Source organism: Lysobacter sp. Soil_N_23 (genome assembly GCF_057656135.1).
Genome location: NZ_JBDGKY010000022.1, coordinates 62,104 through 69,075, shown reverse-complemented (window position 1 = coordinate 69,075; position 6,972 = coordinate 62,104). Strand labels below are relative to the sequence as shown.

The 6,972-nt window shown below is 66.7% G+C and carries 6 protein-coding genes; 2 read left to right on the top strand and 4 right to left on the bottom strand.

What is annotated here, in order from left to right; translation table 11 throughout:
• Nucleotides 1-261 precede the first annotated feature (261 nt).
• A complete protein-coding gene (gene tyrS / locus AC3A3X_RS15070; protein WP_487583838.1) occupies nt 262-1,488 on the bottom strand; it encodes a tyrosine--tRNA ligase in 1,227 nt (408 codons plus the stop codon).
• 195 nt (nt 1,489-1,683) lie between these two features.
• Between tyrS and AC3A3X_RS15065 the strand changes: the two genes are divergently transcribed.
• Nucleotides 1,684-3,147, top strand: coding sequence for a peptidoglycan DD-metalloendopeptidase family protein (locus AC3A3X_RS15065; protein WP_487583837.1), 1,464 nt, complete (start codon nt 1,684-1,686; stop codon nt 3,145-3,147).
• Between the two features lies 1 nt (nt 3,148).
• Nucleotides 3,149-4,300 carry an anhydro-N-acetylmuramic acid kinase gene (locus tag AC3A3X_RS15060; RefSeq protein WP_487583836.1) on the top strand — a complete coding sequence of 384 codons (1,152 nt, stop codon included), beginning with the start codon at nt 3,149-3,151 and terminating at the stop codon, nt 4,298-4,300.
• A gap of 17 nt (nt 4,301-4,317) precedes the next feature.
• On the opposite strand, the gene AC3A3X_RS15055 is transcribed toward AC3A3X_RS15060, so the two are convergent.
• From AC3A3X_RS15055 to AC3A3X_RS15045, 3 genes are read right to left on the bottom strand one after another with little or no spacing between them, the layout of a single operon-like run.
• Nucleotides 4,318-4,662, bottom strand: a complete 345-nt coding sequence (locus AC3A3X_RS15055) for a hypothetical protein (RefSeq protein WP_487583835.1) — start codon at nt 4,660-4,662, stop codon at nt 4,318-4,320.
• A 42-nt stretch (nt 4,663-4,704) separates the two neighbouring features.
• On the bottom strand, nt 4,705-6,108 hold the full coding sequence (locus AC3A3X_RS15050; RefSeq protein WP_487583834.1) for an AmpG family muropeptide MFS transporter: 1,404 nt from the start codon (nt 6,106-6,108) through the stop codon (nt 4,705-4,707).
• Nucleotides 6,098-6,886, bottom strand: a complete 789-nt coding sequence (locus AC3A3X_RS15045) for an exodeoxyribonuclease III (protein ID WP_487583833.1) — start codon at nt 6,884-6,886, stop codon at nt 6,098-6,100. The genes AC3A3X_RS15050 and AC3A3X_RS15045 overlap by 11 nt, the downstream gene beginning before the upstream one ends.
• Nucleotides 6,887-6,972 lie beyond the last annotated feature (86 nt).

Sequence of the window (6,972 nt, the reverse complement as noted above, 5' to 3'; positions counted from 1 at the left end):
TTTTCCGCGTCCCGCCGCGTGAAGTTCACCGTGGCGGGGCGCGCATTGTGCACATGCACAACGGGGAATGGAAGGGGTAAATCGAAAAATTCTTTGCGAATTTTTGTTGACGTTTGCGATGTCATTGTTCATCGCGTTGCGCGGCGGTGTTTTGCGCGCCTTGGGCGCAATCGCGATGCATGTAACGCAAGCAAAGAGCGCCCTCATCCGCCCCTTCGGGGCACCTTCTCCCGCAAGCGGGAGAAGGGATATGTCGCGGGCTTAGGCTGCTGTCAGGCGTACGCGTGCAAAGGTGCGCTTGCCTACTGCGAGCACGCCTTCGAAGCCTGGCGCGAAGACGCGCTGTGCGTCTTCGATCACTTCACCATCGATGCGCACCGCTCGCTCCTTGAGCTTGCGGTTGGCTTCGGAGTTGCTGGGCGTAAGGCCCGCAGCCGTCAGCAACGCAGCGATGCGCATGCCCTCGGCCGGAACCGGCACGTCCGTCAGCGGTAGCGAAGCGGTATCGCCCTCGCCGCGAACCGCGGCATTCCAGCCCGCCACCGCCTGTTCCGCCGCGGATTCGCCGTGGAATCGCGCTGCCAGCTCGCGCGCCAGGCGCATCTTCAGGTCGCGCGGGTTCAGTTGCCCCGCTTCTATGTCCGCGCGCAGCTTGGCCGCTTCCGCCATCGAGATCTCGAAGCTGAGCAGGTCGATCCAGCGCCACATCAATACGTCGTCGATCTTCATCGTCTTGGTGACGATGTCGATCGCCGGCTCGTTGATGCCTATGTAGTTGCCCAGCGACTTGGACATCTTGTTGACGCCATCCAGGCCTTCCAGCAGCGGCATGGTCAGCACGATCTGCGGCGGCTGGCCGTGGTGCTCCTGCAGGCCGCGGCCCATCAGCAGGTTGAACTTCTGGTCGGTGCCGCCGAGCTCGACGTCGGCCTTCAGCGCTACCGAGTCGTAGCCCTGGACCAGCGGATACAGGAATTCATGGATCGCGATCGACTGCTGGGCGGCATAGCGCTTGGCGAAGTCGTCGCGCTCGAGCATGCGCGCCACGGTGTGCTGGGCGGCCAGCTTGATCATGTCGGCCGCGTCCATCTTGCTGAACCACTCGGAATTGAAGCGGACCTCGGTGCGCTCCTTGTCCAGGACCTTGAAGACCTGGTCGGCATAGGTCTGGGCGTTGGCCAGCACGTCCTCGCGGGTCAGCGGCTTGCGGGTGACGTTCTTGCCGGTCGGGTCGCCGATCATTCCGGTGAAGTCGCCGATCAGGAAGATCACCTGGTGCCCCAGGTCCTGGAACTGGCGCATCTTGTTCAGCAGGACGGTGTGGCCGATATGCAGGTCCGGGGCGGTCGGATCGAAGCCGGCCTTGATCCGCAGGGGGCGGCCCAGCTTGAGGCGGGCCTCCAGCTCCTCGCGCTTGAGGATCTCGTCGGCACCGCGGCCGATCAGGTCTAGGGCGTCTTGGACGGAGGCTGGGGACTGGGGGGACAAGGCTGGGGCTCGCAATGTGAATGGTGAACGCGAAGTGCGATCACCGTCATGGATTCGGGTTAAACCAAAGTTAAACATCCGGGTACCGAGCTGTGACGAAAAACCCTATTCAGGACAAGGGTTTGACGCACACTTCTCGCGTCACTATGGTAACGCGGCAACGCGGCCTTCACACCAGCGCGCGAGATACCTCAAATGACAGCACACGATAGCGGTACGGAACGGCGCGAGCGCCTCAAGGCCCTGCGCGAAGCCGCTCTGCACCGACCGGTGCTGGCCACTGGCGCTTCCAATGGATTCAACGGTCGCTGGTCGCGTCGGCAGTGGGCTCACGCGAGCCTGTTCGCGACGCTCGGCGTTCTGGTTGCCGCCATTGTCCCCGGTTTCGGTCCCGCCGCCAGCAAGCAGCCGCTGCACACGCAGCGCAGCTCGCTGGCGCTGGCCTTGCCGCCGCTGCCGCTGTCGCGCCTGAAAGGCCACAACGGCGACAGCTGGCAGATCGTCCGCATCGAACGCGGCCAGACCCTGGGCGCGGTGTTCGAAGATCTCGACCTGCCGGCTGCGACGATGCACCGGATCCTGGATGAGTCGGGCGACAAGGCGATCCTGACCCGGCTCAAGCCCGGCACCGAACTCGCGTTCGACCTGCCGCAGGGCACCAACGGCCAACCCGGCGAGCTGCGCACGTTCCGCTACGACCGCGACGACAGCCACCGCGTCGAACTGAGCCTGGCCGGCGACAAGATCACCGAGAAGGTGCTGGTCCGTCCGACCGAGAGCCGCACCGTCGTGATCAGCGGCAAGGTCGGCAAGTCGCTGTTCCGCTCGGGCCGCAAGCTGGGCCTGTCGGGCAGCAACATCAACACGCTGACCGACGAGATCTTCAAGTACGACATCGACTTCAACGAAGACGTCGGCGCCGACGACCGCTTCAGCGTGGTGGTCGAGCAGACCTGGCGCGAAGGCGAACTGCTGCGCACCGGTCCGGTGCTGGCGGCGACCTTCACCACCGGCGGCAAGCTGCACACCGGTTTCCGCTTCGAGCGCAATGGCAAGTCCGAGTACTTCACCGGCGATGGCCGTCCGCTGAAGAAGAGCTTCATCCGCATGCCGATCCCGTATGCGCGCCTGACCTCGAACTTCGGCACCCGCAAGCACCCGGTCCTGGGCCGCACCCGCATGCACAAGGGCGTGGACTACGCCGCGCGCACCGGCACGCCGATCATGGCCGCCGGCGACGCACGCGTGCAGTCGGCCGGCTGGATGGGCGGCTACGGCAACGCGGTCGTCCTCGACCACGGCCGCGGCTACACCACGCTGTACGGCCATATGTCGCGCATCGGCAAGATCCGTCCGGGCCAGCGCATCGCCCAGGGCACGGTGATCGGCTACGTCGGCACCACCGGCATGTCGACCGGCCCGCACCTGCACTACGAGTTCCGCGTCAACGGCGTGCACCGCAATCCGCTGTCGATCACCATGCCGCCGCCGGAGCCGCTGTCGGGTGCCGCGCTGGCGCAGTTCCGCGCCCAGACCGGCGTGGCGCTGGCACGGATCCAGAAGGTCGAGAACATCATCTACGCCGACGCCGATGCGCCGGCTCCTGCGCCCACCAAGGCGCCTGGCAAGGCAACCAAGCCCGCCAAGACCAAGGCCTGACGTGCCCGCGCTCCACGCCGGGCCGGCCGGCAGCCCAGTCGATGGCCTGTTCGTCGGGCTGATCTCGGGCACCAGCGCCGACGGCATCGATGCCGCGCTGGTGCGTTTCTCGCAACACGACGTCGAACTGCTCCTGGGCCGTACTTACGCCTGGGACGCGGGCATCCGCGAGCGCCTGGTGGCGCTGGGCCAGGGCGGCGAAGCGCAATCACTGGACGAGATCGGCACGCTCGACGTGCAGATTGCCGAGGCCTTCGCAGCGGCGACGCAGCAGCTTCTAGGCGAGGCCGGTGTCGGCCCGGCGCAGGTGCTTGCGATTGGCTCGCACGGGCAGACCGTGCGCCATCGCCCAGAAGGCGCCCGCTTCAACGGACAGCACCCCTTCACCTGGCAGCTCGGCGACGGCAACCTGATCGCCGAGCGCACCGGCATCGCCACGGTCGCCGACTTCCGTCGCCGCGACGTGGCTGCCGGCGGCCACGGCGCCCCGCTGCTGCCGGCGCTGCATGCCGCACTGCTGCACAGCGCAGGCGAAGACCGCGCAGTGCTCAACCTGGGCGGCATCGCCAACTTCACGCTGCTGCCGGCGCAAGGTCTTGTGCGCGGATTCGACACCGGGCCGGCCAACTGCCTGCTCGATGCCTGGTGCCAGCGCCATACCGGCCAGACCTACGATGCCGGCGGCGCGTTCGCGGCGCAGGGACGGCTCGACGCCGAGCTGCTCGCGCGCCTGCTCGACGATCCGTGGTTCATGCTGCCGCCACCGAAGAGCACCGGCCGCGAACACTTCCACCTCGACTGGCTGCAGGCGCGGCTGACCGGCACGGAAGCGTCGGCGGATGTGCAGGCGACGCTGCTGGAACTGAGCGCGATCACGATTGCCGATGCCCTCCTCGCGCACCAGCCCGACACCCGTCGCGTACTGGCCTGCGGCGGCGGCGTGCATAACCCGCGCCTGCTTGCGGCGATCGGCCAGCACCTGCCCGACTCCACCGTCGAATCGACCGCACGCCATGGCGTCGACCCGGATTTCGTCGAGGCCATGGGCTTTGCGTGGCTGGCCCGGCAGACGCTGTCCGGCCTGCCCGGCAACCTGCCCAGCGTCAGTGGCGCCCGCGGTCCGCGCGTGCTCGGGTCGATCCATCCGGCCTGAAGGGCCGCCTGGCAGGCCTATGCGCCCGAGGACTTCTTGACGAAGTCGAGCAGGTCGCGGTCGATGTCGGTCAGTCCCTGCTGTTCCAGCGTCGGCGTTTTCACGTCCTCCGGCCGTTCGACGCGGCCGATCAGGGCATAGCCGGGGTCGCTGGGGATTCCCTCGAGTGCGGCGATCGCCGACTGCAGGGCCATTGCGTCGGAGTCGGTGAAGCGCGCGGCCAGTTCGGACTCGCAGGCGAACAGGCCGTGCTCAAGCAGATGCATCAGCGACTCCTGCATGCCCCAGCCGCTCTGGCTGGCGACGCGCTTGATGCGATCCAGGAGCACCGGATCGATGTCGTGCAGGATGATGTCGGTCATGGGTACTCCTTACACAGGCAGCGTGCTTCACGTGAGCACGGTCTACCCGGTTAAACCATTGGCCGCCGGCGCACCAGGCGCCGCGCCGGGACGGCGCACGGCCAGTATCAGGCAAAGCAGCAACGCAGGCACGCCGATCAGGGCCGTACCCACGAAGAATAGCGAATAGGCGTCGAGCAAACTGCGCCCCACTTCCAGATGCTCGACCGCGACCCCGGAAAGCCCCTTCAGGAACTTGCCCGGCAGCGCATAGAACGAACTGAGCAGGGCGTACTGGGTGGCGGTGTAGCCAACGTTGGTCAGGCTCGACATGTAGCCGATCAGGGCCACGCCGGCGAAGCCGTTGCAGAAGTTGTCGATCACCATCGCCGCGGTGAACACGCCGGGGTCCGCGCCGTGGTGGGCCAGGTAGGCGAAGGAAAGATTGGATGCGGGCCCGAGCACGGCACCGGCCAACAGCGTGGCGATGAAGCCAAAGCGCAGCGCCGACAGGCCTGCCGCAGCGATGCCGACGACGGTCGCCACCAGGCCGAACGAACCGCGCACGGCGCCGACGGTTTCCTTGTCGATCCCAAGGTCCGCATAGAACGGGTTGGCCATCGGGCCGAACACGAAGTCCGGCATTCGGTAAAGGCTGATCGTCACCAGCATCAGCAGCGCCCAGCTGCCGTGATCGCGGAAGAACACCACGAACGGGCCGATCAGGGCGTCGAACAGGCCCTTGGCGGTGAACAACGCCGGATGCGGCGTCTTCGCCGCCAGCACGCTGGCCGCCGGTTCGCGCGCCGCCAGCGTCGCGACCATGCCCACGCCCATCAGCGCGGCCATCAGCTGGTACGACATCGACCAGCCGACGTGGGCGGCGAAGATCAGGATCAGGGCGTCGGTGACCAGCAGCGCGCCGCGGTAGCCCAGCGCCGAGGTCGACGTCAGCAGGCCCTGCTGCTCGTTGCTGTCGGCAATCTCGATGCGCCAGGCGTCGATGACGATGTCCTGGGTCGCCGAGGCGAACGCCACCACCAGCGCCAGCGCGCCAAACACCAGCAACTGATCGAGCACCACGCCGGCCAGCACCAGCTGGCCCTGCTGCGGCTGCACCAGCGCCATGCCCACCAGGGCCAGGGCAACCACGATCTGCGACAGCAGCATCCAGCCGCGGCGGCGGCCGAGCCATCGTCCAATCAGCGGTGCATCGAGCTTGTCGACCAGCGGCGCCCACAGGAACTTCAGCGAATAGGCCAGACCCACCCACGACAGGAAACCGATCGTCGACAGCTCGATCGCGTTTTCGCGCATCCAGAAGCCGAGGGTGTTGCCGACCAGGTACAGCGGGATGCCGGAGCTGAAGCCCAGCAACAACATCACCAGCACCTTGGGCTGGCTCAGGTTGGCCAGGACCAGTTGCCAGCCTCTGCGCGCCGGCTTGGCGGCGACGTCAGAGCTCATAGTCGACGGTGAAGGGGGCGTGGTCGGAGAAGCGCGGGTCGCGCGCGATCGAACAGGCCTTCAGCTTGTCGCGCAGCGACGGCGTCGCCAGCTGGTAGTCGATGCGCCAACCGACGTTGTTGGCGCGGGCGGCGCCGCGGTTGCTCCACCAGGTGTAGTCCTGGCCGTCGGTGTGCAGCGCGCGGTAGCTGTCGACCCAGCCGTTGTCGTCGGCGCACAGGCCGTTCAGCCAGTCGCGCTCGGGCGGCAGGCAGCCGGAGTTCTTCTGGTTGCTGGTCCAGTTCTTGATGTCCAGGCGCGAACGGACGATGTTCCAGTCGCCGCACAGCACGTAGTCCCGACCGCTGGCGAGCCATTCGTCCAGGCGCGGCTTGAGCCACTCCATGACCTCGAACTTGAAGCCCTGGCGCTCGTCGCCGGAGGAACCGGAGGGAATGTAGAACGAGACCACGCTGAGATTGCCGAAGCGCGCTTCGATGTAGCGGCCTTCGTCGTCGAACGGTGCCCAGCCCATCGCGGTGCGGACTTCATCGGGTTCACGGCGGCTGTAGATGGCCACGCCGCTGTAGCCTTTCCTGGTGCTGGCGTCCTTGAACCATGCCTTGTAACCGTCAGGGCGGAACTCCGCTTTCAAGCCCGCCGCATCGCCGAGCTGGTGTTCCTGCGCCTTGGTTTCCTGAACGCACAACACGTCGGCCTCCTGGGAGCGGAACCAGTCGAAGAAGCCCTTGTTGGCGGCCGATCGCAGGCCATTGGCGTTGAAGCTGATGATGCGCATGCGCACTCCATGACGGTATGCGGCGATCATAGCCCGGACGCGGCAGGCAAGGCCTATCATTCCCGCCATGTCAGCGCCTGCGCCAT

Bases quoted from the DNA above. Each gene is read 5' to 3' on its own strand.
- AC3A3X_RS15050 (WP_487583834.1), bottom strand. From the start codon at position 6,108: ATGAGCTCTGACGTCGCCGCCAAGCCGGCGCGCAGAGGCTGGCAACTG.
- AC3A3X_RS15065 (WP_487583837.1), top strand. From the start codon at position 1,684: ATGACAGCACACGATAGCGGTACGGAACGGCGCGAGCGCCTCAAGGCC.
- AC3A3X_RS15055 (WP_487583835.1), bottom strand. From the start codon at position 4,662: ATGACCGACATCATCCTGCACGACATCGATCCGGTGCTCCTGGATCGC.
- AC3A3X_RS15045 (WP_487583833.1), bottom strand. From the start codon at position 6,886: ATGCGCATCATCAGCTTCAACGCCAATGGCCTGCGATCGGCCGCCAAC.